Origin of the sequence: Brevundimonas sp. NPDC090276 (genome assembly GCF_044772165.1) — a bacterium.
In the GTDB taxonomy this organism is placed as follows: domain Bacteria; phylum Pseudomonadota; class Alphaproteobacteria; order Caulobacterales; family Caulobacteraceae; genus Brevundimonas.
Map to the genome: position 1 here is coordinate 819,908 of NZ_JBIVYK010000002.1, position 24,800 is coordinate 844,707.

30 protein-coding genes and 1 riboswitch are annotated in these 24,800 nt (G+C 67.4%); of the genes, 7 read left to right on the forward strand and 23 right to left on the reverse strand.

From position 1 onward, the window contains the following. Positions 1–19: 19 nt before the first annotated feature. The 3 genes from purF to ACIQTU_RS09815 are packed head-to-tail and all read left to right on the forward strand — an operon-like array spanning position 20 to position 2,666. Positions 20–1,525, forward strand: coding sequence for an amidophosphoribosyltransferase (gene purF, locus ACIQTU_RS09805; protein ID WP_400545938.1), 1,506 nt, complete (start codon positions 20–22; stop codon positions 1,523–1,525). A gap of 6 nt (positions 1,526–1,531) precedes the next feature. Beyond that, on the forward strand, positions 1,532–1,873 hold the full coding sequence (locus ACIQTU_RS09810; RefSeq protein WP_400545941.1) for a VOC family protein: 342 nt from the start codon (positions 1,532–1,534) through the stop codon (positions 1,871–1,873). Between the two features lie 43 nt (positions 1,874–1,916). Then, positions 1,917–2,666, forward strand: coding sequence for an SDR family NAD(P)-dependent oxidoreductase (locus ACIQTU_RS09815; RefSeq protein WP_400545944.1), 750 nt, complete (start codon positions 1,917–1,919; stop codon positions 2,664–2,666). Here ACIQTU_RS09815 and ACIQTU_RS09820 read toward each other — a convergent pair. From ACIQTU_RS09820 to ACIQTU_RS09860, 9 genes are all read right to left on the reverse strand, one after another. Next, positions 2,663–2,965: a cupredoxin domain-containing protein gene (locus ACIQTU_RS09820; RefSeq protein ID WP_400545947.1), complete on the reverse strand. Its 303-nt coding sequence runs from the start codon at positions 2,963–2,965 to the stop codon at positions 2,663–2,665. The two genes, ACIQTU_RS09815 and ACIQTU_RS09820, sit on opposite strands and share 4 nt — an antisense overlap. A gap of 49 nt (positions 2,966–3,014) precedes the next feature. Further along, positions 3,015–3,536, reverse strand: a complete 522-nt coding sequence (locus ACIQTU_RS09825) for a DUF4142 domain-containing protein (RefSeq protein WP_400545950.1) — start codon at positions 3,534–3,536, stop codon at positions 3,015–3,017. Positions 3,537–3,590: 54 nt separating this feature from the next. Next, a complete protein-coding gene (locus ACIQTU_RS09830) occupies positions 3,591–4,307 on the reverse strand; it encodes an RNA polymerase sigma factor (RefSeq protein WP_400545953.1) in 717 nt (238 codons plus the stop codon). A gap of 115 nt (positions 4,308–4,422) precedes the next feature. After that, positions 4,423–6,048, reverse strand: a complete 1,626-nt coding sequence (der, locus tag ACIQTU_RS09835) for a ribosome biogenesis GTPase Der (RefSeq protein WP_400545956.1) — start codon at positions 6,046–6,048, stop codon at positions 4,423–4,425. Positions 6,049–6,080: 32 nt separating this feature from the next. Next, entirely contained in the window at positions 6,081–7,502 is a 1,422-nt protein-coding gene (locus ACIQTU_RS09840) for a PQQ-binding-like beta-propeller repeat protein (RefSeq protein WP_400545959.1), read from the reverse strand. A gap of 23 nt (positions 7,503–7,525) precedes the next feature. After that, positions 7,526–8,236 carry a tetratricopeptide repeat protein gene (locus ACIQTU_RS09845; RefSeq protein ID WP_400545962.1) on the reverse strand — a complete coding sequence of 237 codons (711 nt, stop codon included), beginning with the start codon at positions 8,234–8,236 and terminating at the stop codon, positions 7,526–7,528. Between the two features lie 202 nt (positions 8,237–8,438). Further along, complete coding sequence (locus ACIQTU_RS09850; protein ID WP_400545964.1) at positions 8,439–8,864, reverse strand: hypothetical protein; 426 nt, start codon at positions 8,862–8,864, stop codon at positions 8,439–8,441. Further along, positions 8,854–9,411, reverse strand: coding sequence for an RNA polymerase sigma factor (locus ACIQTU_RS09855; protein WP_400545967.1), 558 nt, complete (start codon positions 9,409–9,411; stop codon positions 8,854–8,856). Before ACIQTU_RS09855 ends, ACIQTU_RS09850 begins: the two co-directional genes overlap by 11 nt. Before the next feature lie 25 nt (positions 9,412–9,436). Beyond that, on the reverse strand, positions 9,437–9,814 hold the full coding sequence (locus ACIQTU_RS09860) for a DUF6249 domain-containing protein (RefSeq protein WP_400545970.1): 378 nt from the start codon (positions 9,812–9,814) through the stop codon (positions 9,437–9,439). Positions 9,815–10,047: 233 nt separating this feature from the next. Here ACIQTU_RS09860 and ACIQTU_RS09865 point away from each other — a divergent pair, with 233 nt between their 5' ends. Together ACIQTU_RS09865 and ACIQTU_RS09870 are read left to right on the forward strand one after the other, a co-directional pair. Then, the gene (locus ACIQTU_RS09865; protein ID WP_400545973.1) at positions 10,048–10,539 is read left to right on the forward strand and encodes a hypothetical protein; all 492 of its coding nucleotides are present in this window, start codon (positions 10,048–10,050) and stop codon (positions 10,537–10,539) included. Between the two features lie 10 nt (positions 10,540–10,549). Continuing rightward, positions 10,550–10,789 carry a DUF2188 domain-containing protein gene (locus tag ACIQTU_RS09870; protein ID WP_400545976.1) on the forward strand — a complete coding sequence of 80 codons (240 nt, stop codon included), beginning with the start codon at positions 10,550–10,552 and terminating at the stop codon, positions 10,787–10,789. Here the strand turns inward: ACIQTU_RS09870 and ACIQTU_RS09875 are convergent. Both ACIQTU_RS09875 and ACIQTU_RS09880 read right to left on the reverse strand, forming a co-directional pair. Beyond that, the gene (locus ACIQTU_RS09875; RefSeq protein ID WP_400545979.1) at positions 10,786–11,139 is read right to left on the reverse strand and encodes an ArsC family reductase; all 354 of its coding nucleotides are present in this window, start codon (positions 11,137–11,139) and stop codon (positions 10,786–10,788) included. The genes ACIQTU_RS09870 and ACIQTU_RS09875 overlap by 4 nt on opposite strands. A gap of 75 nt (positions 11,140–11,214) precedes the next feature. Continuing rightward, entirely contained in the window at positions 11,215–11,859 is a 645-nt protein-coding gene (locus ACIQTU_RS09880; protein WP_400545982.1) for a TrmH family RNA methyltransferase, read from the reverse strand. Positions 11,860–11,959: 100 nt separating this feature from the next. Between ACIQTU_RS09880 and ACIQTU_RS09885 the strand changes: the two genes are divergently transcribed. Next, a complete protein-coding gene (locus tag ACIQTU_RS09885; protein ID WP_400545985.1) occupies positions 11,960–12,607 on the forward strand; it encodes a glutathione S-transferase family protein in 648 nt (215 codons plus the stop codon). Here ACIQTU_RS09885 and ACIQTU_RS09890 read toward each other — a convergent pair. The 12 genes from ACIQTU_RS09890 to ACIQTU_RS09945 form a co-directional block, all read right to left on the reverse strand. Beyond that, the gene (locus ACIQTU_RS09890) at positions 12,604–13,923 is read right to left on the reverse strand and encodes an Hsp70 family protein (protein WP_400545988.1); all 1,320 of its coding nucleotides are present in this window, start codon (positions 13,921–13,923) and stop codon (positions 12,604–12,606) included. The genes ACIQTU_RS09885 and ACIQTU_RS09890 overlap by 4 nt on opposite strands. A gap of 109 nt (positions 13,924–14,032) precedes the next feature. Further along, the gene (locus ACIQTU_RS09895; protein ID WP_400545991.1) at positions 14,033–14,407 is read right to left on the reverse strand and encodes a DUF1636 domain-containing protein; all 375 of its coding nucleotides are present in this window, start codon (positions 14,405–14,407) and stop codon (positions 14,033–14,035) included. Then, positions 14,407–15,015, reverse strand: coding sequence for a cob(I)yrinic acid a,c-diamide adenosyltransferase (gene cobO / locus ACIQTU_RS09900; protein WP_400545994.1), 609 nt, complete (start codon positions 15,013–15,015; stop codon positions 14,407–14,409). The genes ACIQTU_RS09895 and cobO overlap by 1 nt, the downstream gene beginning before the upstream one ends. Beyond that, a complete protein-coding gene (locus ACIQTU_RS09905; protein WP_400545997.1) occupies positions 15,015–15,539 on the reverse strand; it encodes a tyrosine phosphatase family protein in 525 nt (174 codons plus the stop codon). The genes cobO and ACIQTU_RS09905 overlap by 1 nt, the downstream gene beginning before the upstream one ends. After that, complete coding sequence (locus ACIQTU_RS09910; protein ID WP_400546000.1) at positions 15,536–16,303, reverse strand: adenosylcobinamide-GDP ribazoletransferase; 768 nt, start codon at positions 16,301–16,303, stop codon at positions 15,536–15,538. The genes ACIQTU_RS09905 and ACIQTU_RS09910 overlap by 4 nt, the downstream gene beginning before the upstream one ends. After that, positions 16,300–17,349 carry a nicotinate-nucleotide--dimethylbenzimidazole phosphoribosyltransferase gene (gene cobT / locus ACIQTU_RS09915; protein ID WP_400546003.1) on the reverse strand — a complete coding sequence of 350 codons (1,050 nt, stop codon included), beginning with the start codon at positions 17,347–17,349 and terminating at the stop codon, positions 16,300–16,302. Before cobT ends, ACIQTU_RS09910 begins: the two co-directional genes overlap by 4 nt. Continuing rightward, positions 17,337–18,281, reverse strand: a complete 945-nt coding sequence (cbiB, locus tag ACIQTU_RS09920; RefSeq protein ID WP_400546006.1) for an adenosylcobinamide-phosphate synthase CbiB — start codon at positions 18,279–18,281, stop codon at positions 17,337–17,339. Before cbiB ends, cobT begins: the two co-directional genes overlap by 13 nt. Further along, a complete protein-coding gene (locus tag ACIQTU_RS09925) occupies positions 18,271–19,047 on the reverse strand; it encodes an ABC transporter ATP-binding protein (RefSeq protein WP_400546009.1) in 777 nt (258 codons plus the stop codon). Before ACIQTU_RS09925 ends, cbiB begins: the two co-directional genes overlap by 11 nt. After that, entirely contained in the window at positions 19,044–20,030 is a 987-nt protein-coding gene (locus ACIQTU_RS09930; protein ID WP_400546012.1) for a FecCD family ABC transporter permease, read from the reverse strand. The genes ACIQTU_RS09925 and ACIQTU_RS09930 overlap by 4 nt, the downstream gene beginning before the upstream one ends. Continuing rightward, positions 20,027–20,833 (reverse strand): ABC transporter substrate-binding protein, encoded by an 807-nt coding sequence (locus tag ACIQTU_RS09935; protein ID WP_400546015.1) that lies wholly within the window; start codon positions 20,831–20,833, stop codon positions 20,027–20,029. The genes ACIQTU_RS09930 and ACIQTU_RS09935 overlap by 4 nt, the downstream gene beginning before the upstream one ends. A 38-nt stretch (positions 20,834–20,871) precedes the next feature. Further along, a complete protein-coding gene (gene cobD, locus ACIQTU_RS09940) occupies positions 20,872–21,882 on the reverse strand; it encodes a threonine-phosphate decarboxylase CobD (RefSeq protein WP_400546018.1) in 1,011 nt (336 codons plus the stop codon). A gap of 4 nt (positions 21,883–21,886) precedes the next feature. Then, positions 21,887–23,845, reverse strand: a complete 1,959-nt coding sequence (locus ACIQTU_RS09945; RefSeq protein WP_400546021.1) for a TonB-dependent receptor plug domain-containing protein — start codon at positions 23,843–23,845, stop codon at positions 21,887–21,889. A 131-nt stretch (positions 23,846–23,976) separates the two neighbouring features. Beyond that, a riboswitch (cobalamin riboswitch) is annotated at positions 23,977–24,186 on the reverse strand. Between the two features lie 39 nt (positions 24,187–24,225). Here ACIQTU_RS09945 and cobU point away from each other — a divergent pair. Continuing rightward, complete coding sequence (gene cobU, locus ACIQTU_RS09950; protein ID WP_400546024.1) at positions 24,226–24,747, forward strand: bifunctional adenosylcobinamide kinase/adenosylcobinamide-phosphate guanylyltransferase; 522 nt, start codon at positions 24,226–24,228, stop codon at positions 24,745–24,747. Positions 24,748–24,800 lie beyond the last annotated feature (53 nt).

Genomic DNA, 24,800 nt, shown 5'->3' on the forward strand with positions numbered 1-24,800 from the left:
CGGTCATCGGAGCCTGACGATGCGCCACCATATCGCCGATCCCATCGTTCACCGCGAACACTGGCGCGAGCCGGAGGATGACCAGCTCCGACTGGAGTGCGGCGTCTGCGGCGTCTGGGGCGCGCCCGACAACGAAGCCTCGTCCATTGTCGCCCTGGGCCTGCACGCCCTGCAGCATCGCGGCCAGGAAGCCTGCGGCATCGCCAGCGTCCACGACGAGCGCTTCTACACCGAGCGCCACATGGGTCTGGTGGGCGAGGCCTTCGGCAACGCCGAGCTGACCAGCCGCCTGCCCGGCGCCGCCGCGGTCGGCCACACCCGCTACTCCACCGCCGGCGGCAGCTTCCTGCGCAACATCCAGCCGATGTTCGCGGATCTGGACCAGGGCGGCATCGCCATCGCCCACAACGGCAACCTGACGAATTTCAAATACCTGCACGCCCAACTTGTGTCGGAAGGCGCCATCTTCCAGTCTACCTCGGACTCCGAGGCCATCCTTCACCTGATCGCCCGCAGCCGTAAGGCCAAGATCGTCGACCGCTTCATCGACGCCCTGGGCCGCATCGAGGGCGGCTACGCCCTGGTCGCCCAGACCCGTTACAAGATGATCGGCGCGCGCGATCCGCTGGGCATCCGTCCGCTGGTGCTGGGCAAGGTCGGCGAGGCCTGGGTGCTGGCTTCCGAGACCTGCGCCCTCGACACCATCGGCGCCACCTTCATCCGCGATATCGAACATGGCGAAGTGGTCGTGATCGACGAGGACGGCCTGACCTCGCTCAAGCCCTTCCCGGCCCGCGCCGCCCGCCCCTGCCTGTTCGAGTACGTCTACTTCGCCCGCCCCGACAGCGTCGTGGACGGCCGCTCGGTCTACAACGTCCGTAAGGAGATGGGCCGCCGTCTGGCGCGCGAGTTCCAGGTCGATGCCGACGTCGTCGTGCCGGTGCCGGACTCCGGCGTGCCGGCAGCCTTGGGCTATGCCCAGGAAAGCGGCATCCCCTACGAAATGGGCATCATCCGCAGCCACTATCTGGGCCGCACCTTCATCCAGCCCAGCCAAGGCGCCCGGCAGAAGGGCGTGCGCATGAAGCACAGCCCCAACCGCGCTGCTCTGGAAGGCAAGCGCGTCGTCCTGATCGACGATTCGATCGTGCGCGGCACCACCTCGCTGAAGCTGGTCCGCGCCGTCCGCGCAGCGGGCGCCAAGGAGGTTCACCTGCGCTCGGCCAGTCCGCAGATTCTCTTCCCCGACTTCTACGGCATCGACATGCCCGAGCGGACGCAACTGATGGCCGCCACCCACACCATGGACGAGATGCGCGCCATCCTGGAGGTCGACTCGCTCGGCTTCCTGTCCATCGACGGCCTGTACGACGCCATGGGCGTGGGACCGCGCGATCCGGCCCAGCCCCAGTTCACAGACCACTACTTCACCGGCGACTATCCGACCCGGCTGCTGGACCGCGAAATCGCCGAGGGCGGCCGTGACGCCAAGGGCGGGCAACTTTCCCTGCTGGTGACCGCTTAAGGCGGTATGATCCAACTCGGCTACTTCACGCTCGACACGCCTGATATCGAAAAGGCCCGCGCCTTCTACGCGGGTCTGTTCGGCTGGACCTTCGACGAAGACGCCTCGCACCCGACCTACGCCCATGTGAAGGGCTCGGATCCGGCCTTCGGCATCACCAAGGGCGAGCACCGGGCCTTTTCGCACCTCTACTTCCGCGTGGACGACATTCACGCGATCTGCGCCCGCGTCAGGCAACTGGGCGGACACGCCGCCATGCCGGCGGAAAGCCCGTCGGGCCTGTCGGCTATCGCCAGCGACGATCAGGGCGTCAGCTTCAGTCTGTGGCAGCCCGCCTCAGGCTATTGAACTGAGCCTTTCGCCCGACGGCGGGTCGCGCTATCAGCGCACCATGTCCGAACACGCTTCCCTTCCCCTCGCCAACCGCATCGCCCTGGTCGTCGGCGCCTCGCGCGGCATCGGCTATGAGACCGCCCTGGCTCTGGCCAAGGCTGGAGCCCACGTCGTTGCGACCGCCCGCACCCAAGGCGGCCTGGAAGACCTGGACGACGCCATCTTCGCCGCCACCGGCCAGCACGCCACCCTGGTCCCGTTCGACCTGGTCGACGGCGGCGCCATCGACCGTCTGGGCGGCGCCCTGTTCGAGCGTTTCGGCAAGCTCGACATCTGGGTTCAGGCCGCAGCCACCATGGGTCCGTCGGGCCTGACGCCGGTGGCCCACGCCGAACCGCGCGAGTTCGCCAAGATCGAGAAGATCAACTTCACCGGCGTCTATCGCCTGATCCGCTCTCTTGAGCCGCTGCTGCGCGCCTCGGACGCCGGTCGCGCCATCTATCTGACCACCAGCGTCGCCACCGCCCCCCGCGCCTTCTGGGGCATGTATGCGGCCACCAAGGCCGGCGCCGAGGCCCTGGTCAAATGCTGGGCCGACGAGATCGAAAGCACGCCGGTCCGCGCCGCCATCGTCGACCCGGGCCGGATGCGCACCCAACTGCGCGCCCAGGCCTTCCCCGGCGAAGACCCAGAGGTCCTGCCGCATCCTTCGGAGATCGGCCCACTGATGGTCGAACTGGCCCGCGCCGACCACACCCCGCCCCTGAGCGTCAGCTTCAAGGACTGGAAACAGGGCCTGTCAGCCTAGGCGGCCACCACGACCTGCGCCGTCATGGCCGCGTGGAAACGACAGGCGTAGGGAAAGGTCCCCGCTGTCCGCATCACCGCCGTCCCGGTTGCCCCGGGCGGCAGGTCCACGTCGAAAGCCCGATTGCGCGACGTCGCCGAGTGGCGGAATAGGTCGCGGTTGACCCAGGCCACGGTGTCGCCGACGCGCACGCCTGTCGGAGCCGGACCGAACTTCATCTTGTCGACCACGATCGTGTGGGTTCGGGGGGATGCGACCGCCGGGAGCGCCGGCGCGACCGCCAGCGCCCCCGCCGTCATCAGGAGCCGTCGCCGGGAGAGCCGCTCCGATCTCTGGTCAGGGCCGAGGTTAGGGGAAGTCATGAGCCAGGTGCTCGGCATGGGCCTGATGCTGCTGGAACAGCTCCAGCCCCGTCTGCAGCAGGGACTTTAGTTCAGCGTTGTCGGCATCCGGGATCAGGGTCTTGCGCAGCGCCTCGTTGACCGTGCGGTGATAGGCGACCTCGTTGTCGACATAGGCCTTGTCGAAGGCTGCGCCGGACAGACCCGCCAGACGCTGACGCGTGGTGGCCGCCGCATCGCTGAGCGAAGTGCTGGTCGGATTGGCTTCAGGCGTGACGTGCAGACGGGTGACGAGGGCCAGGGCTTGCTCGTTCACCGCCGCATGGTCGCGCTGCATGGTTTCGGCGAAGGCTCGCACCTGGGGATTGGTCGACTTCTCCAGCGCCTGCTTGGCCGCATCGATATCCAGCTGACCGGCGGTGTAAGCGATGTGGGCGATCTGGGGATCGGTCGGCCCGGCGTTCTGAGCCAGGGCGGGCGCAAGCGGAGCGAACATCAGCAAGCCGGCCAGCAAGATGACTTTCGACATGAGCTTTCTTCCTATGCTGCGACGGCTTGACCGCCATCGTCGCCGTATTGGACATCAGAGCGAGGGAAAGGTTCCCGTTTCGACGCTCAGTCGCCCCTCCCTACCCAATCTTTCCAGCACCACACCTGTGATACGGGCGCAGCGCGCGCCCAGAAACGGAAAGGCCCCTACCATCGACGACGACAGTTGCTCGTCCAGAGCCTGTCGCAACAGACGACGCGCCCGGTGCAGACGAGTCTTCACGGTCTCGGGCCTGATCTGAAGATTGGCCGCCGTCTCCTCAATGCTGCACTCCTCGATGTCGCGCATGATGAAGACGATGCGAAAAGACGGCGGCAGGTCGTCCACGGCCCGCTCGATCAGGCCGCGGATCTGCATCCGGGCCGCGTCTACCTCAGGACTGCCGCCAGTACCCGGAAACGGAATGATCTCGGCCGTCTGCTGCGCCTGCTCGATCTGATCCAGATCGACCGTGGCCCGACGCCGCCGCACCCGATCCCTCGCCTCGTTGAGCACAATTCGCGTCAGCCAGGTCAGGACATGAGCCTCGCCGCGAAAGGCGCCGATGGCCGCGAAGGCCCGGGCATAGGCCTCCTGCAAGACGTCCTCAGCCTCGACGTCGTCGCCCACCACGCCCCTGGCGATACGGAACAGGCGTTGGTTGCCCTGTTGCATGATGGCGCGAAAGGCCTCGCGGTCGCCGCTCTGGGCCAGGCGCACCAGATCAGCCTGATCCAGGGCAGCATAGTCGTCGGGGTTCCGCAGGCTCATGGCGCGCTCCGTCCGCAGCCTTGGACGCGCGATTAGGCATCAAGGTTCCCGAAAAGAAAAAGGGCGAGCCGTCGTCGCCGACCGCTCGCCCTTTAACGACAGCCCGTGAGGCGGCCTACTTCTTCGGCGCGTGCTTCTGGCCGGTGCGGACCCGGCCCGATCGCGAGACCTGGCGGGCGCCGCCGCGCGCGCCCTTCTGCACCGCGATGGACTGGCCGGCCTTCTTGCTGGAGCTGGCCTTCAGACCGCCCAGAGCCTTCACCTTGGGCTTGATGCCTGACTTCTTCTGCTCCAGCGCCTTGCCGGGCAGGTTCGACAGAGCCTCGGCGGCCTTCTCGGCCTTCAACACCTTGCGCGGCGCCGTCTTGGCGTCACCCTTGTAGCGTTCAGGGCCGGACTTGGCGCCGCCCTCGGCATAGGGGTTGGCCGAGCCGGACTTGACCGTCAGTCGGATCGGCGTGCCGGGCAGGTCGAAGCTCTCGCGCAGCGAGTTCACCAGATAGCGCTGATAGTGCTCGGGCATATCCGACGCCCGGCTGGCCATCAGCACGAAGGTGGGAGGACGCGCCTTGGTCTGGGCCATGTATTTCGGCTTCACGCGCTTGCCGTTTACGGCGGGCGGCGGGTGCCTCTGTGTGGCCATGGCCAGCCAGGTGTTCAGGTCCTTGGTCTTGACCTTCACCGACCAGGTTTCATAGGCCTTGATGATGGCCGGCATCAGTCGCTCGACCCCACGGCCGCTGTGCGACGACAGGGCCACGAAGGGCGAACCCTTCAGCTGCGGCAGCTTGTTTTCAGCCAGACGCTTCAGCTCGGCCATCTTGGCCTGCGGCTCTTCTTCCAGGTCCCACTTGGACGCGACATAGACTAGGGCGCGGCCTTCGCGCTCGACCAGGTCGGCCAGTTGCAGGTCCTGGGTGTCGAAGGCGTCGTCCTTGTCCATCACCAAAACAACCACCTCGGCGAAGGTGATGGCGCGGATGGTGTCGGCGACCGACAGCTTTTCCAACTTCTCCTGAACGCGAGCCTTGCGGCGCATCCCGGCGGTGTCGACGAAACGGATCGCCCGACCTTCGTATTCCCAGTCGACAGAAATCGAGTCGCGGGTGATGCCGGCCTCAGGGCCGGTCAGCAGCCGGTCTTCGCCCAGCATACGGTTGATCAGCGTCGACTTGCCCGCATTGGGCCGGCCGATGATGGCGATACGGATCGGCTTGTCCGGCTCGTCGACCTCTTCGACGAAGATGTCCGACGAGGCCGCCAGCAGGGCCTGATACAGGTCAGCCATGCCCTCGCCGTGCTCAGCCGAGATGGCGACCGGCTCGCCGAAGCCCAGAGCATGGGCCTCGCCGACGCCGCCGCCGCTCTCACGGCTTTCGGACTTGTTGGCCAGCAGGATGATCGGCTTGTGCACCTTGCGCAGACGGTCGGCGAAGATGCGGTCCAGCGACGTCACGCCCTCGCGGGCGTCCATCATGAACATGACCACTTCGGCGTCGTCCAGGGCTGCCTCGGTCTGCTCGCGCATCCGGGCCTCAAGGCTGTCATCGGTAACGTCTTCGTAGCCGGCCGTGTCGATCAGCGTCAGATCCATGTCGCCGATATTGCCATCGGCATAGCGACGGTCACGGGTCACGCCCGGGCGATCATCGACAAGCGCCAAACGCTTGCCGACGAGTCGGTTAAACAGTGTCGACTTGCCCACGTTGGGCCGGCCGACGATGGCGACTTTTAGAGCCATGTCGGCTTTCTAACTCAAAAACAGAGAAAAGATCAGCGGATGCTGACCAGTTCGCCCTTGTCCGTCAGGACATAGAGCGCGCCGTTGTAGGCTGCAGGGGCGATAAACGCCGCCGAGCCCAGCTTCAGGCTGGATTGCTGCGCGCCGGTTTTCGGATCAAAGGCCACGGCCTCGCCATCCGAATTGACCAGCACCAACCGGTTGGAGGCCAGGATAGGGCCTGACCAGACAGGGCGCACCGTGCGCTTGCCGATGCCCAGCACACCGCCTTCCTGGCGAACGCGACCCTCGTTCAGGTCGCGCGTCCAGTAGACTTGGCCGCTGTCGCGGTTGACCACGGTCAGCTCGCCCGCCTTGGAGACGACATAGACCACATCACCAACAGGCAGGGGCGCATTGACGCCCGCGACCGGCAGGGACCACTTGGGCTGCCCCGAACGGATGTCCATGGCCTGCAGAACGCCCGAGTGGCTGACCGCATAGGCGACGCCGCGGCTGATGACCGGGCGACCGGCGATGTCGCGGATTTCCGACAGGGCGCTGGTGCGGCTGGTCCGCGACAGGACCTCCTGCCACACCGGCTGGCCGTTCGAGGCGCGCAGGGCGACCAGTTCACCCGACGAGAAGGGCGCAATCACCGTATCGCCGCTGACCGCCGGGCTGGAGGCGCGCATGATGCGAGCCGGCTCGGTGATACCGCGATAGGACCAGTCCTGCTGGCCGGTGTTCACGTTGAAGGCGATCAGCTGGTTGTCGACATCGATGACGAAAACGCGCTGGCCAGACACCGTCGGCGCGCCGTGGATCGGCAGGTCGACCGTCGAGCGCCAGACCACGGCTCCCGTCGCGGCGTCCAGCGCCGTCATGGTGCGATAGCCCGAGGACACGAAGACCTTGCCGCCGCCGACGGCCACGCCGCCGCCAAAGCCGCCACCGCCCGCGCCGCCACCGAAACCGATGCCGAGGAATCGTTTCCCCTTGTCGTGTTCGTCGACCTTGACGTCGGCCTTCCAAAGCACAGCGCCCGAACCGGCGTCGACGGCGGTCACGCCGGCCTCGCCGTCCAGCACGAAGACCTTGCCGCCGTCGGCCACGACTGGCGCCATCACCTGACGGCTGTTGCTGGACCCGACGCCGATGTTGCGCTTCCAGGCGACCGAGAATTCCGGCGCAGCGATGACGTGCTCGACCGAGTTGTCGGCATTGCCGCCGGGCTGGGTCCAGGCCGTCGCGGCCTGCGGACCCGGCAGGAAGAAGTCACGACCCGACAGGGCGGCCGAGGGGGCCAACTGCTGTTCGAACTCCAGGATCGAGATGCGCTGCCCTTCGGACGCCTTGGCGACGTCTTCCTTAGGCTTGCCCAGGCCGAACGGCAGGGCGTTACGTACGGTGCCGCACGAAGCGACGGTCAAAGCGAGGCCGCACAACAGGGCGACTTTCAGCGTACGATTCATGGATGGCGTCCTGAAAGCGTCGATTACGGGCGGGCGGCGGCGGGCGCCGCCTCAGCAGCGGGAGCCGGGACAGCAGCGGGGGCCGGGGCGGCAACGGGCGCCGGCGTCGCAGCAGCGGCCTTGACGATGGCGGCCAGACCGGCGGCGGTGCCGGAATCCACGGCCTGAACGCCGGCCTGAGCGCGCTGGCGAATCGAATCAGGCACGTCCTGACCCAGTTGCAACTGCACAAAGATCTGGCGGGCGTCAGCGGTCTTGCCATGCTGAAGCAGGGCCATGGCCTGGGCTTCCTGGGCGAAGGCGTGCAGCGGACGCTTGTCTTTGGCCAGCGGCTCCAGACGCTTCTGGATGTCGGCCAGGGGTGCGGTGTCCATAATCAGGAAGACGGCCTTCAGCGCCGCGGCGTCGGCGATGATCGGATCGCGCGAGGCCTTGCCGGCTTCGTCGAACAGCTTGACGGCGTCCTCGGTCTTGTTGGCCGAAACGGCGATACCGGCTTGCTGCATCAGGGCCAGGGCCTTGTAGGCCCCGTTGCCCGTCTTGACGGCTTCGGCGAAGGCGGCGTCGGCGCCCGACGGGTTGTTGGCCTGCAAAGCGATCATGCCGCGGTCATAGGCGGCCGAGGCCTTGTCGGCCTGATTGGTCTGATAGCTCTGCCATCCCCACCAGGCCAGGGCGGCGACCAGGGCGACCGCCAGCAGGCCGGCGCCGATCGGCAGCCAGGTGCGGGCCATACGCTTGTATCGATCGGAGCGAAGCTCCTCCTCGACTTGTTCGAAGACATCAACCACGAAACGTCGCCCCAAAAACCGCTGCCAAGACTGGTCGCTAAACCGGCGCGACCCTAGAGGGTCGGCGTCGCGCCCGCAACGCAGGCGTTTACGCCGCGACCTGAAATTTCAGCAGTAGGTCGCGACTTCGTCAGGAAAACGGCGCTCAAATTTCCTGCGACAGCTTCACGACCCCCGCCGCGAGCAAGGCGACCAGCACCCCGGCGGTGGCCCAGAACAGCTGCATTCCCCCCATGCTGCTCATGTCCAACCCTGACACGCCGACGCGATCCAGCAAGGACTGAACGGCTTGCGCGGCGTCCACACCCGCCATGTTCAGCCCCTGTGCGGCAGGCTGTGACCCAGCCGATGCAGACACGGACGACGAGGCGAAGTTGAAATCAACGCTTAGAACCTCGCGCACGGCAATGACGCCCCCGACCAGGCCCGCGACAGACAGGGCCGCGGTTCTGAAACGCGACGACTTGTTCAGTTTCGCCGCCACGCCGGCCTCGAACTGGGCCGAATCGGCGAAGGCCGGAGCCTTGGCGAACAGGCGCTCGATGGCAGGGTCGAACTCATCAACCGACATGGGACGCGCTCCCGTGAGCAACCGGTTCCGGCTGGAGCCGGGCCCGAAGTTTATCCAGACCACGCTTGACATGAGATTTCACCGTTCCAAGCGGCAAATTAATGGCGGCCGCGATTTCGGGATGGGACAGGCCCGCCCCGTGGCACAGGGAGACGCACAGGCGCTCCGGTTCAGTCAGCCCCTTCATCGCCTCGTCCAGATCCATACGCCCGGCGCTGTCGACATTGGGCGCGACCTCGTCGTTTTCAATTTCAGCCACATAGCGGGCGTCCTTCGAACGACGCTTCAGGTACATGCGCGCTGCAATGCGCTTGATCCAGGCGCCGAAAGTCCCCTCGCCCCGAAACTCGGCGCATTTCTCGAACGCCAGCAGAAAGGCGTCCTGGGCTACGTCGTCGGCCAGGGCGGGCTGCGCCCCCATCCGACGCAGCAGTCCGCGCACCGCCGGGCTGTGGCGACGCACCAGCTCCCCGAACTCGCGACGCCCGCCCGCCGCCGACAGGGCGGCGAGCTCTACGTCGTGCAGATCGCGTAAAGGCTTGGCCATGACGGTTTCCCCTCCCCGCCGTCCCTCAGCCCTTGTTCTTGTTGAAGATGCTCAGGACGATGAAGGCCAGACCGATCATGCCGGGCACCGCGGCGCTGCCGGCGATGGGATAGAAGGCGTCCATCTCGGCGAAGCTGACCATGTAGCCAAAGAGCGCGATGCCCAAGCTGACCGCCAGAAGGATGACGCCGACGCGCAGGTCGCGTGCGGCCGTCACCGGCGGCTTGATATTGTCCTTGCTCAGCGAGTCGATGACTTCCGGCGGCAGCGGCTGCCCCTTCTCGATGGCGGAGCGCAGGGTCGCCTGCATCTCCTTGCGTTCCTTGCTCTTCAGCCAAGCCGGCACGAGCACGATCGCGCCGATCATGATGAAGAACGCTATGGGAATGAATTCTTCCGCCATGGGTTTCGCCCCTTCTTAAAAGTGTAGCCGAGCGTGACGCTGCGGCCTTCTGATAACAAGAGGCGGCGATCACACTGAATGGATGCAAATCACTGCATGAACTCTTTGTAAGGCGGCGCAGACGTCACCACAGCGTGACTCGACAGCAGACCCGGCCCGTTCAACGGTGGCGACGCGGCGTTGTTCGCGCGTGCAGTGGCCTTGATCCTTCCTCCTGAACCTGAGGTGTCGCCATGCTGCCCCAACTGTCTGCGCTGGGCTGGTTTCATACGCTCGGCAGCCTGCCCGCCGTGCCCATCGGCCTGATCCTGCTGCTGATGCACGGCCGGATCGATCCCGCCACGCGATGGGGCAAGGCCTATCTGGTCTTCATGTTCATCGGCGCGATCTCGGCCATCTTCGTCATCAAGACCCCGCCGGGGGCCGCCGTGGCGGCGCTGAGCCTGATCTCGCTGACGGTCGGAGCGACGGTCGGCTTCATCAAGCCGCTGGCCCGCTATCGCTGGTCGATCGAGACCATCGCCCTCAGCATTTCCTACTTCACCCTGCTGCTGCCCAGCGTCACCGAGACCCTGACCCGGCTGCCGGCGGGCGATCCGGTCGCCTCGGGCGTCGAGGATCCGCTGGTGGTCGGTTTCCAGTTGACCCTGCTGGTCCTGCTGATCCTCGGCGTGACCTTCCAGCTTCTGTCCCACCGCCGTCGCCTGTCGTCGGCCCTCGCGTAAAGGAGACCGCGTGACCCGTATCGTTTACCGCATCGTCCCCCATGACGGCGGCTGGGCCTACAAGCTGGGCGACAGCTTCTCCGAAACCTTCGCCACCCATGCCGCCGCGCGCGCCGCCGCCGTCGCGGTCTCGCGCGAGCAGCAGGTCCCGGACCGCACCTCGTGGATCGAGTTCGAGGACAGTTCCGGCCAGTGGATAACCGAGCGCGCGGACGGCCACGACCGCCCGGAAACCGAGGTCGAGGACTAGCCTCCAAACACCTCGGCGTAGCGTTCAGGCTTGAAGCCCACCAGGGTCCGACCGTCGCCCAGGTCCAGCACCGGCCGCTTGATCATCGACGGCTGGGCCAGCATCAGGGCGACGGCTTTGTCGGCATTCAGGTCGGCCTTGTCCGCGTCCGACAGCTTGCGGAAGGTGGTCCCGGCGCGGTTCAGCACCGTCTCCCAGCCATGCCCGGCGATCCAGCGCTCCAGATCCGCCTTGTTCGCGCCCGCGACCTTGTAGTCATGAAAGGCGTAGTCCACGCCCTGCCCGTCCAGCCAGACGCGCGCCTTCTTCATCGTGTCACAGGCCTTGATGCCGTACAGGGTGATGGTCATGGGGCGCTCCTCGCAATACTGAGGGCCGCGATCTGGCATCGGGAGGCGGAGGGGTCAAATTCCGGCGGCTGCGAGCTAGGCGCTCGGTTCCATGACCGTCGGCAGCGGAACGGCGCGTTCCCCCCTCTGGTCGCGCAACCGATAGCGGCTTTGATACTCGCGCCTTTGCTTCGCAACCTCGTACAAAACGATGCCAGAACTCGTTCCGAGGTTAAGGCTTTCAATCATGCCGAACATCGGAATGCTGACGCACGTCTCGCTTCGCTCGACAGCTCGATCGCTGATCCCAACCGATTCACTGCCGAACCACACGGCCAGCTTGGGGTGGACCGTATAGTCCCCCTCATCCAAGTAAATGGACTCCTTGCCCTTCACGTGCGGTGAGGTGACGATCGATTTGAAATTATTGCTCTCGAGATAGTCAAAGCACTCGTCGGTGCTGTCAAAGCGCTTCACAAATGTCCACTTCACGGCGGACACAGAGGTCTTTGATAGCGCCTTCTCGTCACGCAGTTCGTGCCAATCACCAGACAAGAGACGACGCTCATCTACAACGTAGACCTTCTCGACACCCATCGCGTTTACATTGCGAATGACGGTGCCGATGTTCTTCATGTCGTGTGGATTTTCGATCACCGCAATCAGGTTTTTGCAGCGAAACAGCTTGATCGCATCGGCGCGTACGCGAGCGGATTTTTTGGGCTGGGCTTGCTCTTCCATGCAAGTCACATACCCCTGTTTGGTTTTCGTTTTCCATCCCTAGCTGTGCCTTGAAGCCTCAGGGAACAGACAGTAGCCGATCGTCGAAAGGAAGACGCGCATGAAGCTCTACGCTCACCCCTTCTCCTCCTACTGCCAGAAGGCGCTGATCGCGCTGTATGAGAACGACACCCCGTTCGAGTTCAAACTGCTGGAGGACGAGGCGTCGATGACCGCGCTGGCGGCCTTGTGGCCGCTGAAACGGTTTCCCGTGCTGGAGGACGACGGCCGCACGATCTTCGAGACCACTTCGATCATCGAGCATCTGGCCGTCCATCACCCCGGCCCGGTGCGCCTGATCCCCGACGATCCGGCCGCCGCCGTTGAGGTGCGAATGATGGACCGGATGTTCGACAACTATATCTCGTCGCCGCAACAGAAGGTCGTCTTCAACGCGATACGCACCGAGGCAGACCGCGATCCTTACGGCGTGGCCGAGGCCAAGCAGATGCTGGAAACGGCCTATGCCTGGCTGGACGAACGGCTGGCGGGGCGGGAATGGGCGACCGACCATGGCTTCAGCCTGGCCGATTGCGCCGCCGCCCCCGCGCTGTTCTACGCTGACTGGACCCATCCCATCGACGACCGGTTCGCCACGCTGAGGGCCTATCGCGCCCGGCTGCTGGCCCGGCCGTCGATGGTGCGGGCCGTGGACGAGGCCCGACCTTACCGCGCCTACTTCCCGCTGGGCGCGCCTGACAGGGACTAGACGGCTTTCTGGCTCCACAGGTCCAGGTCCGCCTCGCGCCCGATCAGGGCCAGGCCCGAGGCGATGGATTCGAACTCGCCGCCGGTCTCGATGCGGTCGGCGCCGAAGCGGCGGATGAAGATGTCGCGCACCGACGGCACGAAGGAGGTGCCGCCGGTCAGGAAGACGCGGTCGATCTGCGTCCCGTCCAGACCCGACTGGGTCATGGCCTCGTCGACGGCGGCCTCCATCGCCTGAAGCTCCGGCGCGATCCAGCCCTCGAAATCCGCGCGTTTGACCGGCTTCTCGATCCGCACCGATCCGGCAAGGAAGGAAAAGACCGCCTCTTCGTCGCGCGACAGGGCCTCTTTCAGGCCCGAGACGGCGCGATAGAGAGCATAGCCGTGGTTGTCGTCCAGCACCTCGATCAGGCGTTCGATCTTCTCGGGCTCCAGCGCCGTCGTGGCCAGACCGCGAATGTCCCGCATGTCCTTGGACGCCCGCAGCAGGGCCAGTTGGTCCCAGCGCGCGAAGGCGCTGTAGTAGCGTTGCGGGATCGGCAGGCGGTTATCAAAGGCCCGATACAGGCTGCCCTTGCCCAGTTCCGGCGAGACCAGCTGGTCGATGATCCGATAATCGAAGGCGTCGCCCGCGACGCCCACGCCGGACCGCGCCAGCGGCGTCGACTTCAGCGCGCCGTCGGCCCGCTCGAACCGCACGATGGAAAAGTCGCTGGTACCGCCGCCGAAGTCGGCAACCAGGACATTGGCGTCCTGCTTCAGCTCGCGCGCAAAGAAGAAGGCCGCGCCGACGGGTTCGTAGGCGTAGCGGATGTCGGTAAAGCCCAGACGCGCGAAGGCCGCCTCATACCGTTCCAGCGCCAGCGCCTCGTTCGGATTGCCCCCGGCGAAGGTCACGGGCCGACCGACGATGATGCGCGGCGGCAGGGCGTCCATCGCCCCGTCGGCATGGTGCTTCAGCCGCAGCAGGAAGGCCGACAGCAGATCCTCGAAACGATAGCGACGGTTGTCGATGCGCGTCTCGGTAAAGGCGGCGCTGGCGGCGAAGGTCTTGAACGACTGGATGAAGCGGGTCTCCAGCGGGTCCTCGACATAGGCCTCGATGGCCCAGGGTCCAGCCTCGATCACCCGTTCGGGCGAGCCGCCGTCGCGTGCTTCGTGCAACTGGAAGCTCAGCGCCGAGCGGAAGGCGAACAGGTCCTTCTCCTCGACCTGAAACCGCACCAGGGTCGCCGGGCCTTCGCCGTGGGTCAGCGACACCACCGTATTGGTCGTGCCAAAGTCGATGCCAATCGTGGCGGGGGTCGCGGACGTCATGGGAAGAACCTGCAGGGAATGCGGTCGGGGTTCCTAGACCCCTGCCCGCTGGCGTCAAGAGCGACGACGTCATCGCTCGCTTCAGCCCCTTCATTCGGACTGATCGGCCTCAGTGGCCGCTGGGCAGACGGGCGATGAAGTGACCCTTGATGCCTTCGGGCCAATCCCGGTAGGCCACAGCGCCGTCAGAGCTGGCGGCATAGAGGCGAGCGAAGTTCACAATGGCCTGGGCGTCCTCTGGCGTCGGCGTGAACCGTCCGGCCAGATAGCCGGGCTTGTCCTGCCCCGACAGGTAGACCGAACAACGGCTGGCGCACGCCCACAGGCAGGCCTGCTCCTCGACGCGAAGATCATCCCCGCCCCGCGCCCTCACGAGGGCGTCGATCAGATCCAGCAACCGACGCCCGCCCGACAGACCTTCGGCGTCCACCGGCTCCTCGTCCGAATGGCGGCAGGTGGTGCAGACGATCAGCCGCGACGCCATCAAAACTCCACCCCCGCCTGCGCCTTCACGCCGCTGCGGAACGGGTGCTTCACCATCTGCATCTCAGTGACCAGATCCGCCGCCTCGATCAGTTCAGCCGGGGCGTTGCGGCCGGTGATGACCACGTGGGTGTCGGCGGGGCGGGCGGCGAGCACAGCCAGCACCTCCTCGACCGGCAGGTAGTCATAGCGCAGGGCGATGTTCAGCTCGTCGCAGACCACCATCTTCCAGTCCGGGTCCATGATCCGCGCCTTCGCCGCCTCCCAGGCGCGGCGGACATTGGCGATGTCGGCGGCGCGGTCCTGGGTGTCCCAGGTGAAGCCCTCGCCCATGGGCCGCATCTCGACCAGATCGGGGATGGCGTCGAACAGGGTCTGCTCGCCCGTCTCCATCGCCCCCTTGATGAACTGGATGATCGACGTCTTCATGCCGTGGCCGATCATGCGGCAGACCATGCCCATGGCCGCCGTCGACTTGCCCTTGCCGGTCCCGGTGTGGACGATGACCAGACCGCGCTCGACCGTCTTGGACGCCATCATGCGGGCGCGGGCGGTCTGGACTTTCTTCATCTTCTCGGCGTGGCGAGCGTTCAGATCGGCTTCGGTCATCAGCGCGAGGCTCCTTGCGGCGACAGGTCAAGTTCAAAAGGCGCGCCCCAGGCCGTCTCGGTGCCACGCCCGATGGCGGCGATGGCGCGGACCATGGCGGCGTCGCGATTCAAATGACGGTCAGCCAGGGCCACGATCAGCGGATTGGGCGTGGCGGTTGGGGCAAGGCTACGCAGGCGCCGGGCCCACTCCGCCTCGCGGCCCGGCGCCGAGCGGGCGCAGGCGATGACATAGGCCGCCGCTGTCGAGCGGCTGACCCCCGCCCAGCAATGGATCAGCAAGGGTCGCGCCCCGTCCCAACTGGCCGCAAAGGTCAGCAGGGCGGCGACATCCGCCTCGGTCGGCGGCGTCAGCCCCTCGCGCGGCTCGGCGATATCGTTGAACCTCAAGTCCAGTTGATACGGCGGCGCGTCGGCCAGCGGCGCATCCACATAGCCCGGCGAGGCCAGACTGATCAGATGCGACGGCTGATGGCGCGCCACCAGAGCCGCCACCTCATGCAGGGGCGCGACGATCAACTTCATCCGACCGCCAGCCCGGCGACGGCAAGCAGGAAGCCGACCTCGAACGCTTGCTCGACCGCGCCCAGAACATCTCCCGTGCGCCCGCCGATCAGCCGCCACGCCAGCCAGGCTGGAACCGCGCCGACCAGCAGGCCCAGCACCACGCCTCCCGCCCCGGTGGCCGCTGAGAAGAAGGCCAAGGGCCACAGGGCGATCAGGACGGCCACCGTCAGGCCAAGGACCGAGGCGCGATCCGGCCGGCCTTCCTTGGCCATGCCGGGATCGCCGCCATAGGGCATGAGCGTCATGGCCCCGACCGCCGCTGCGCGTCCTAAACCATGCGCCGCCAGCAATGCGACGGCTGCAAAAAAGGGCGAGAACTCCGCTAGCATGGCCAGGGTCGCCACCCGCAATGCCAGCGTCAGCCCTAGCGCCAATGCGCCATAGGAGCCCAACCGGCTGTCCTTCATGATTTCCAGCCGCCGGTCGCGCGTCAGGCCGCCCCCCAGCCCATCCGCCGTGTCGGCGAGGCCATCCTCGTGGAAGCCGCCGGTCAGGGCGATGCCTGCCGCAACCGCCAGCAAGGCCGCGATCCAGGGGCTCCAGACCCCGGCCGCGCCGTAAAGGACCAGGGCCGACAGCCCGCCGACGATCTGGCCCACCAGGGGGTAGTAGCGGGCGCTCTGCTGGATCCATTCCGGCCGAAAGTCCGCCAGTTGCGGCGTGGGGATGCGCGTCAGGAACTGCACGGCGCAGACGAACAGGCGCGCCTCATGCCGGATCACCCTGCGGCCTCCAGCACGTCCGACAGTTCGGCGACCTCGGACAGTAGGGCGCAGGCGGCCTTGACCAGAGGCATGGCCAGAAGCGCGCCCGTCCCCTCGCCCAGCCGCATATCCAGTTGCAGCAGGGGCCGCACCGTCATCGCGTCCAGCATCAGCCGGTGCCCCGCCTCCGCCGAGGCGTGGGCAAACAGGCAGTAATCGCGCGCCGCGGGTGCCAGACGAACCGCCAGCAGGGCCGCCGCCGTGCCGATGAAGCCGTCGACCAGAACCGGAACCCCGGCCCTAGTCGCCGCCAGCAGGGCCCCCGATATCATGGCGATCTCATAACCGCCGAACTGGGTCAGAACCTCGAACGGCGCCGTCGCGTCGGACCGGGCTGCGGCCTGAGCCAGGACCGCGCGCTTCCTCGCCATGCCCTCGGGCGAATGACCCGCGCCCTGGCCCACGCAGTCGTCCAGCGGCGCGGGCGCGAGCCGATGCATCAGCAGGGCGGCCGAGGCGCTGTTGCCTATGCCCATTTCACCCAGCGCGATCAAATCGGCGCCGCTGGCGATGGCGTCGCCCGCCACCCGGGCGCCAGCCAAAAGCGCGGCCTGGGCCTGAGCGGACGTCATGGCCGGTTCGACCGAGGCGTCCGCCGTGCCCGACGCGATCCTGGCCTGGACCAGTCCTGCCCGATCCGACAGATCGGCGGCCACGCCCGCGTCGATGACCCGAACCTCGGCCCCGACCACGCGGGCGAAGGCGTTGGCGCTGGCCCTACCCGCCAGCAGGGTGTCGACCATGGCCACGGTCACGCCGGACGGAAAGGCCGCCACGCCCGAGCGCGTCAGGCCGTGGTCCCCTGCGAAGACCAGCAGCACAGGGCGCTCGACCACGGGCAGCATCCGCTGCTGGATCAAACCCAACGTCAGCGCCAAATCCTCGATCCGCCCCAGGGCGCCCGGCGGCTTGGCTTTGCCGTCGAGCGCCTGCTGCAAGGCAGGTGCAAGCGAGCGATCCAGCGCGGGCACGGCAAACAGGTCAGTCAGGGTCAACGCGACCATACGAAGCCTCCCATGATCAAAATCAACATCAGCGCAGCGCAAGCGACGCCATAGACGCGAAGGCCCCGTTTCAGGTCATGGGCGCGCGGCGGCGCCCAGTCGCCGAAATCAGGGCGATGGGTGGTCTCGCCGTCATAGCGCACCGGCCCGCCCAGCCGCACCCGCAGCGCCCCGGCCATGGCCGCCTCGGTCCAGCCTGCATTGGGCGAAGCGTGCTTGCCCGCGTCACGCCACATGATGCGCCAGCCCTGCCATCCGCTGAGCGCGATCAAGGCGCCCGCGATCCGCGCGGGAACCCAGTTCATCACGTCATCAGTCCGCGCCGCCGCCCAGCCGAAGGCCCGCCAGCGGGGCTCCATATGACCGATCATGCTGTCGGCGGTGTTGACCGCCTTGTAGGCGAACAGGCCCGGCAGACCGCCGATGACGAACCAGAAGACTGGTGCGACCACGCCGTCGCAGAAGCTCTCGGCCAGGCTTTCCAGGGCGGCGGCGGCGACCTCGCCCTCGCCCATCCCCTCGACATCGCGACCGACGATCATGCTGACGGCCCAACGTGCGGCGGGCAGGTCGCCCGCGCTCAGCGGACAGAAAACCGCGCGGACATGCTCGAACAGGCTGCGCGCCGCCAGCCCCGTCGCCCCCCAGATCAGCAGTATCGCCAGTCCCGGCCAGAAGGGCGCCGTGGCTGCCAAGCGTTCGATACCCCAGCCTGCACCGCCAGCGACAGCAAGCAGGATCACGACGGTCAGCACGCCCAGCGCGCGCCGCGTCTTCGCGGGCCGCTCCGAGCGATTCCAGCATCGCTCCAGCGCCGCGATCAGCCCCCCGATCCAGACGACCGGATGGCTCAGGCGGCGCGGCCAGCCGATCGCTCCCTCGACCAGCAAGGCGCCGGCGACGATCCAGGGCGTCGGCAGGCTAGCGGGCACGACCGACCATCTCCAGTACAGGGCCGCGCGCGCCCTCCAGCGTGCGCGCCTCGACGCCATAGGCCGCCTTCAACACCGCGGGCGACAGGGCCTCGGCCGGCGCGCCGTCGGCCAGCACCCGCCCCTCGGCCAGAACGATCACGCGATCCGCCACGCGCAGGGCGGCGTCAAGATCGTGCAGGGTGATGATGACACCCCGCCCCTCTTCGTCCGCCAGCCGCCGAAACAGGTCGCAGGCGTCCAGAACATGGCCCGGATCCAACCCCGCCAAAGGCTCATCGGCCAAGAGCCATTGCGGATCGCCGGCCAGAGCCCGCGCGATCAGCACCCGCGCCCGCTCGCCCCCCGACAGGGTCGAGACCACGCGGTCGGCAAAGGCCTCCACCCCGGTCACGACCATGGCCCGATCCACGGCGGCCCGGTCCTCGGCGGTCATGCCCCATGCCCCCACATAGGGAGTACGGCCCAGACCGACGAAGGTCCGCCCGCTCACCGCCCAGGCAATCTCGGCGTTTTGAGGCAGGTAGGCGATGCGGCGCGCCCGCTGTCGCGACGGCAGATCGCGCAGGGCGCGGCCATCCAGCGTCACCTGCCCCGCATCCGGCTTTCGCAGGGCCGCCAGACAGTCCAGCAGGGTGGACTTGCCCGCCCCGTTCGGCCCCACCACCGCCGTGACCAAGCCGGGCGCGAAGGCCGCGCCCACGCCGTTCAGAACCCCCTTGTCGCCCAGTCGAACGGTCAGGTTTTCAGCGCCCAGAATACTCATGCCAGCTTCCTCCGCATGCCGATCAAAAGGGCCAGGAAGAAGGGGCCGCCCAGGGCCGCCATGGCCACGCCCAGCTTGATCTCGGCCGCCGACGGCGTCAGGCGCACCAGAATATCCGCCGCCAGAACCAGCGCCGCGCCGCCCAGCGCGGAGGGCAGCAACAGGGCGCCGGGTCGCGCCCCGATCACGGGCCGCAGCAGATGCGGCACGATCAGGCCGACAAAACCGATTGACCCCGTCACCGCCACCGCCGACCCGACCGCCAGAGCCGCGCCGAGCGCCAGGATCAGGCGACCGATGTCCAGCCTCACGCCCAGCGACCGCGCCCCGGCCTCGCCCAGCGTCAGGGCGTCCAGTGTCCGGCCTTGCGTCATCAGAAGCAGGCAGCCCAGGATCATACCCGGCGCCGCCAGCCTCAGCTCGACGACGCTGCGGTCGGCCAGCGAGCCCATCAGCCAGTTGACGATCTCGTTCACCGCCCACGGATTGGGAGCGAGGTTCAGCGCCAGCGCCACCCCGGCGCCCGCCATGGTCTGGATCACAACCCCTGCGAGGATGAAGGTGACGACGCTGCTGGTCGCCCCCGCCAGGGCCAGCAACAGCAGAACGCCCGCGCCCGCCCCGACCATGGCGGCGACCGGCAGCACCCACGGCGCACTCGCCACCGCGCCCAGATAGAAGGTCAGCACCGCCCCCAGCGCCGCCATGGTCGAGACGCCCAGCATGCCCGGATCGGCCAACGGATTGCGCGTATAGCCCTGCAGCGCCGCCCCAGTCAGGCCCAGCACCGCCCCGACCATCAGGGCCAGAATGGTGCGCGGAAGGCGCAGTTCGAACAGGATGGCCCAGGCCGGATCGCCCCGCTGGCTCGCCCAGTCGCTCCAAGGAATCCAGACGCGCCCGGCGCTCATGCTGGCGAGGGACAGGACAGCGATCAGGGCCAGCAGCCCGATCATGATCAGGGGACGCGGCAAGGTCTTCACAGGGCCTCCAGCGCCGTGCGGCGCGCCTCAGCGAGGGCGGCTGCGGTCTGGATCAGTACCGGACCGCCGCAATAGAGCAGCTTCTCTTCCAGTTGGGCCTGCACCATCCGACCGGACAGAGAGGCCAGCGCCGGATGGCGCATCACCCGGTCGGCCCAGGTGCGCGACCCCTGCGCGGGCGTGCCGCTGAGCAGGACCTGCGGCGGATCGGCCAGCAGGCGCTCGACCGGGACATTGCCCCATTTGCCGAGGCCGTAGCGCCCGGCGACGTTCTGGAACCCGGCGCGGGTCATCATCTCGTCCATCAAGGTGCCGCGCCCCGCGGCGAAGCCGTTGGGCTGATAGATCAGGGCCTTCAGGGGTCGCGATCCCGGCGGCGGCGCAGCGGCGGCGAGGGCGGCCTCGATGCGAGCGATCAGGGCCTCGCCCCGCGCCGGGCGACCGACCAGACGGGCCACCTCGCGCACCTGATCCAGACTGGCCGCCACGCTGTCCGGGACGGCGAACAGTTCGGTCGTAATGTTCATCCGGCCCAGAGCATTACGGGTCGCCAGGGCGCTGTGGCGGCTGGTCAGCACCAGATCGGGGCGCAGGGCGATGACCTCTTCGGCCGTCTCCCAGGTAAAGGGCAGCGTACGGGCCACCTCGGAAATGGTCGAGCCGACCGGCTCGCGCGCATAGTGGCTGAGGGCCGCGATCTGGCCCCGGTCGGCGACATGGACCAGAATGGCGTCGAGGCAGGCGTTCAGCGACACCACGCGACGTGGAGCCAACTTGGCCGCAGCAGGTGACGCGACAAGCATAGCCGCCGCCCCCGCCAGAGCCTGTCGCCGCGAAGCCCTCATCCGAAGGCCTCCAGCGCCCGGACCAGTCGTGGCAGGTCCCGTTCGATCGGCACGCCGAACCGCAGTCCATCGGGCGTGTGATCAAAGGGACGGGTCAGGATTCCCGCCCGGCACAGATGCTGGAACCAGCGCGCGGCGTGGGGCGTGCGCGTCATGCGGAACAGGCTTGTGCCGCCGACGATCTGAAACCCCGCCCGCGTCAGTTGTTCGTCCAGCCGCGCGACCCGTTCGGCCAGAACCGCCTCGGTCCGCGTCCGCCACGCCGTATCGGCATAGGCCCCACGCCCCATGGTCAGGGCGTCGACGCCGACCGGCCAGTCGCCCAGCAGGGCGCGCAGACGCAACCCCAGATCGGGTGCCGCCAGCATGAAGCCCAGCCTCACCCCGGCCAGCCCATAGAACTTGCCGAACGAACGCAGGACGATCAGGCCCGGCTCGACCACATCCGACACGCTGTCGCCGGGCGCGCATTCGATGAAGGACTCGTCCACCACCAGCCAGCGGCCCTCCGCCGAGCGTGCGCGGGCCATGGCGATCAGGTCGGCGCGCCGGCTCAGGCGGCCGTCGGGATTGTTCGGATTTACGATGACCAGCACGCCCGACTGCGACGCCGCCGCCTGATCGGCCGCGATCAGGCGCGTCGCCACGCCCGCCGCCCGCCAGGCCTCGGCGTGGGCGCCATAGGTCGGGCCGACGATCTCGACCGAACGCACGCCCAGCAGCAGGGGCAGAAGACGGATCACCGCCTCGGCCCCGGCTGTCGCCGTGGCTCGCTCAAGCGTCGCGCCGAAAGCAGACGCCGCCGCCGCCTCCAGTGCAACCAGCGCGCCAGGATCGGGCAGACGGTTCAACTCGGCTTCCGGCGCGCGCGGCCCGCGCCACGGCTCGGGATTGATGCCGGTGGACAGGTCCAGCCACGGGCGCGGCGCGTCGGGATAGGCGGCGGCGGCCTGCATCAAACCGCCGCCGTGCCGGGTCGCCGCTGTGAGAAGAGCGGCTTTGCTCATCGGATCAGAACCGGACGCGAACGCCGCCGAACACGCCGCGACCGGCGGTGCCGTAGTTCAGGACCGTCTGATAGTCCTCGTCGAAGGCGTTCTCGACCCGACCATAGACTTCCAGGTTGTCGTTGATCGGATAGGAGGCGCGGAGGTCGACCAGAGTGTATTCGCCCACGACGACGGTGTTGGCGTCGTTGTTGAACGTCTCACCCACATAGCGCACGGCCACGCCCGTCTTCAGGCCAAAGGCGAAGGCGTAGTCAGCGGCGACGTTGGCCATGTGCTCGGGTCGGCGCGTCAGGCGCTTGCCGTCCGTGGCGCCCGAAGCGCTCTTGGCGTCGGTCCAGGTGTAGTTGGCGCTGAGGTTCAGGCGCTCCGTCACATCCACGCGGCCGATCAGTTCGACGCCTTGCGCCTCGGTCTTCTGGACGTTGCGGTAATAGCCCCAGCGGCCGACGCCGTTGACGGTGCACAGCGGGTCGGTCGAGGGCGTCGAGCAGCCGTTGTAGCGGATCTCGTTGTCAGCCTGACGGTTGAAGTAGGTCGCCGAAACCACGGCGCGGTCGAACAGACGCTGCTCGACGCCGACTTCCCAGCTGTCGAACTCTTCCGGCTGAAGCGTCAGATTGCCGTACTCGCTGTAGAGTTCATACAGGCCCGGCGCACGGAAACCCTGCCCCCAGCTGGCGCGCACGACGGTGTCGCCGTCGTTCAGGGCCCAGGCCGCCGCGACCTGACCCAGCAGGTTGTCGCCATACTGGGCGTGGTCGTCGTAACGCAGGCCGCCGGTCAGGGTCAGGCCGTCCAGCACCGTCCACTGCACCTGGGCGTAGGCGCTATCCAGGTCAGCCTGACCGCGCGCGAAGGCGGGATTCAGGTTGAAGGCCGACGGCGAGCGGGTGCGCATTTCCGAACGCTCGCTCTCGATGCCGAAGGTCGTGTTCAGCGCCTCGGTCACGGCGAACGTGCCCTGGTATTCCCAGCGGCGGTTCTCACCGGCGGCGTCGAAGGTCAGCGGCTGGACCAGGGTGGCCGGGTTGTAGTTACGGCGGTTGGTGTCGGTGTAGGCATAGCCGATGCGGTTGCGGAAACGGCCGTCCAGCAGGTCGAAGTTCAGGCCGGCATAGCCGACCAGTTCCTCGGTCTTGCCGTACTCGCGGCTGTCGCCGTTGAAGGCGTCGAAGTCGTTCTGGCCGTTCGACCAGACCGAACGCAGGTCCAGCGAAACCGCATCCGTGATCTTCAGGTTCAGGCGGCCCGACAGGCCGGAGTTGGTGTAGCCGTCGTCCTCGGTGCCCTTGGCGAAGGCCGAGAAGCCGTCGGTGTCATAACGGCTGGCCGCCAGACGCCAGCTCAGGCGGTCGTTGGCGCCGCCGATGCCGCCGCGGAAATAGGTCGTGCCGCGCGCGCCGGCCTCGGCGTCGAGTGAGCCTTGCAGGGCTTCGGTCGGTTCGGCGGTGACGATGTTGACCACGCCGCCGATGGCCTGGCTGCCCCACAGGGTCGACTGGGCGCCGCGCAGCACCTCGATGCGGGCCGTATCGCCGACCAGAAGGTTGCCGAAGTTAAAGCCGCCCTGGGTCGAGGATGGGTCGTTCAGCTTGACCCCGTCGATCAGGACGACGGTGTGCTGGCTCTCGGCGCCGCGAATGTTGACGCCCGTCGAGGTGCCGACGCCGCCGTTGCGGGTGAAGCTGACGCCCGGCGTCTGGGCCAGAAGCTCGGCCACGGCGGGGGTCTGACGCGCCTCGATGGCGGCCTGGGTCAGGACGGTGACCGAGGCGCCGACGCGCTCGATCGGCTGGGCCGAACGGTTGGCGGTGACAATGACGTCGGCGACGGCGGTGGCGCCAGCGCGACCAGCCACGTCAGGGGCGGCGGCCTGCTGGTCGGTGACTTCGGCGGCGAAGGCGGGCGCGGCGGCCAGAAGGCTGGCGGCGGCCAGGGTAACGAATGCGGTCCGGTTCATTCCGGTTCTCCATATGACGACGCCGCGCCAGACCGCCCAACGCCCGGATGAGCGAAAGCGGCCGCTGACGCGGCTGGTTTACGACTGTCGTCACACGAGTCACCTCGACCGCTCGGCACATCCCGACCGCGCGGAGAACGACGGCGACAGGCAGGTCTCCTGGCTCGCGGATCAAGGCCGGTGCACGTCGCCTTCCCAGAAGTCGTTCAGGCCGTGGCCTTCCGGACCGCCAGTGGCGTATGACGCGCGGGCTAGCCGCTTACAGTTGCGGGAACAGCCGGAGTTTCACACTCCGTTCCCTTTCAATCCCCTTTCGGGGAACCTGACGCGACCGTGGCAGTAGGACCGCGCGCCCCTCAGGTCAACCGGAGAGACGAAGCATGGCCATCACCCTGGTCCTCGGCGGCGCCCGTTCGGGCAAGAGCGTCTACGCCCAGAAACAGGCCGAACAGGCGGCGGCGACCAAAGACCGCCCTCCCCTGATGATCGCCACCGCCGAAGCCTTTGACGACGAGATGCGCGACCGGATCAGGCTGCACCGTGACGAACGCGGCGAAGGCTGGCGCACGCTTGAAGCCCCGCTGAATCTGGCCGCCGCCGTCCGCAACCTGAACGCCGAGGATGTTGTCGTCGTCGACTGCCTGACCCTCTGGCTCAGCAATCAGATGCTCGGCGACCACGACCTGCCCGCCGCTATCGACGACCTGACCGACGCCTTCGTCGACTGCCCCGCGACCGTCTGGGTGGTCAGCAACGAAGTCGGTTGGTCGCTGGTCCCAGAAAACGCCCTGGGTCGTCGCTTCCGCGACGAAGCCGGTCGCCTGAATCAACGTGTCGCCGCTGTCTCCGATACGGCCTGTTTGATCGTCGCCGGCATGAGACTGGATCTGAACAGGCTCTAGGGCCTCATACGCCGTCATCGACGCGCCAAGGATTTGTCAGGGCCGCGCCGCAA

Excerpts from the sequence above, each read along its gene's own strand:
- ACIQTU_RS09925 (WP_400546009.1), bottom strand. The coding sequence starts at position 19,047 with ATGAGTATTCTGGGCGCTGAAAACCTGACCGTTCGACTGGGCGACAAG.
- ACIQTU_RS09840 (WP_400545959.1), bottom strand. The coding sequence starts at position 7,502 with ATGAATCGTACGCTGAAAGTCGCCCTGTTGTGCGGCCTCGCTTTGACC.
- ACIQTU_RS09815 (WP_400545944.1), top strand. The coding sequence starts at position 1,917 with ATGTCCGAACACGCTTCCCTTCCCCTCGCCAACCGCATCGCCCTGGTC.
- ACIQTU_RS09890 (WP_400545988.1), bottom strand. The coding sequence starts at position 13,923 with ATGACGTCCGCGACCCCCGCCACGATTGGCATCGACTTTGGCACGACC.
- ACIQTU_RS09810 (WP_400545941.1), top strand. The coding sequence starts at position 1,532 with ATGATCCAACTCGGCTACTTCACGCTCGACACGCCTGATATCGAAAAG.
- ACIQTU_RS09825 (WP_400545950.1), bottom strand. The coding sequence starts at position 3,536 with ATGTCGAAAGTCATCTTGCTGGCCGGCTTGCTGATGTTCGCTCCGCTT.
- ACIQTU_RS09885 (WP_400545985.1), top strand. The coding sequence starts at position 11,960 with ATGAAGCTCTACGCTCACCCCTTCTCCTCCTACTGCCAGAAGGCGCTG.
- ACIQTU_RS09855 (WP_400545967.1), bottom strand. The coding sequence starts at position 9,411 with ATGGCCAAGCCTTTACGCGATCTGCACGACGTAGAGCTCGCCGCCCTG.
- ACIQTU_RS09875 (WP_400545979.1), bottom strand. The coding sequence starts at position 11,139 with ATGACCATCACCCTGTACGGCATCAAGGCCTGTGACACGATGAAGAAG.
- ACIQTU_RS09860 (WP_400545970.1), bottom strand. The coding sequence starts at position 9,814 with ATGGCGGAAGAATTCATTCCCATAGCGTTCTTCATCATGATCGGCGCG.
- cobD (WP_400546018.1), bottom strand. The coding sequence starts at position 21,882 with ATGAGCAAAGCCGCTCTTCTCACAGCGGCGACCCGGCACGGCGGCGGT.
- cobO (WP_400545994.1), bottom strand. The coding sequence starts at position 15,015 with ATGACCGAAGCCGATCTGAACGCTCGCCACGCCGAGAAGATGAAGAAA.
- ACIQTU_RS09935 (WP_400546015.1), bottom strand. The coding sequence starts at position 20,833 with ATGCTTGTCGCGTCACCTGCTGCGGCCAAGTTGGCTCCACGTCGCGTG.
- der (WP_400545956.1), bottom strand. The coding sequence starts at position 6,048 with ATGGCTCTAAAAGTCGCCATCGTCGGCCGGCCCAACGTGGGCAAGTCG.
- ACIQTU_RS09850 (WP_400545964.1), bottom strand. The coding sequence starts at position 8,864 with ATGTCGGTTGATGAGTTCGACCCTGCCATCGAGCGCCTGTTCGCCAAG.
- ACIQTU_RS09945 (WP_400546021.1), bottom strand. The coding sequence starts at position 23,845 with ATGAACCGGACCGCATTCGTTACCCTGGCCGCCGCCAGCCTTCTGGCC.
- cobT (WP_400546003.1), bottom strand. The coding sequence starts at position 17,349 with ATGGTCGCGTTGACCCTGACTGACCTGTTTGCCGTGCCCGCGCTGGAT.
- purF (WP_400545938.1), top strand. The coding sequence starts at position 20 with ATGCGCCACCATATCGCCGATCCCATCGTTCACCGCGAACACTGGCGC.
- ACIQTU_RS09905 (WP_400545997.1), bottom strand. The coding sequence starts at position 15,539 with ATGAAGTTGATCGTCGCGCCCCTGCATGAGGTGGCGGCTCTGGTGGCG.
- ACIQTU_RS09820 (WP_400545947.1), bottom strand. The coding sequence starts at position 2,965 with ATGACGGCGGGGGCGCTGGCGGTCGCGCCGGCGCTCCCGGCGGTCGCA.
- ACIQTU_RS09845 (WP_400545962.1), bottom strand. The coding sequence starts at position 8,236 with ATGGCCCGCACCTGGCTGCCGATCGGCGCCGGCCTGCTGGCGGTCGCC.
- ACIQTU_RS09880 (WP_400545982.1), bottom strand. The coding sequence starts at position 11,859 with ATGGAAGAGCAAGCCCAGCCCAAAAAATCCGCTCGCGTACGCGCCGAT.
- ACIQTU_RS09865 (WP_400545973.1), top strand. The coding sequence starts at position 10,048 with ATGCTGCCCCAACTGTCTGCGCTGGGCTGGTTTCATACGCTCGGCAGC.
- ACIQTU_RS09830 (WP_400545953.1), bottom strand. The coding sequence starts at position 4,307 with ATGAGCCTGCGGAACCCCGACGACTATGCTGCCCTGGATCAGGCTGAT.
- cobU (WP_400546024.1), top strand. The coding sequence starts at position 24,226 with ATGGCCATCACCCTGGTCCTCGGCGGCGCCCGTTCGGGCAAGAGCGTC.
- ACIQTU_RS09895 (WP_400545991.1), bottom strand. The coding sequence starts at position 14,407 with ATGGCGTCGCGGCTGATCGTCTGCACCACCTGCCGCCATTCGGACGAG.